This window comes from Pseudoflavonifractor capillosus (assembly GCF_016899775.1).
Classification (GTDB): Bacteria; Bacillota; Clostridia; order Oscillospirales; family Oscillospiraceae; genus Lawsonibacter.
In genome coordinates this window covers 1-253 of record NZ_JACJJE010000193.1, presented here as the reverse complement: position 1 = coordinate 253, position 253 = coordinate 1, and the positions used below count along the sequence as shown (strand labels likewise).

The window sequence follows — 253 nt, the reverse complement described above, 5'->3', positions numbered from 1 at the left end:
GCAAGCTGGTTGTCAACATCGAGAAGATCAGCACCGACGTTATCATGAACATCCAGTTCAAGTACGGCGATGAAGTCATTGCCGGCGGTGACTACTTCGTACCTGCCGGCGTTCAGAACTACTCCGTGCTGGAGCAGTATGTGCCCGAAGGGTACGAGATGACTGTGTCCGGCGACTTCATGGCCGAGGACGGCGGCAAGCTGGTTGTCAACATCGAGAAGATCAGCACCGACGTTATCATGAACATCCAGTT

1 protein-coding gene is annotated in these 253 nt (G+C 53.8%); it reads left to right on the top strand.

All coding sequences use genetic code 11. From position 1 onward, the window contains the following. Nucleotides 1-253, top strand: a 253-nt coding sequence (locus tag H6B31_RS16985) for a hypothetical protein (RefSeq protein WP_204899552.1), incomplete at both ends; no start/stop codon positions are given.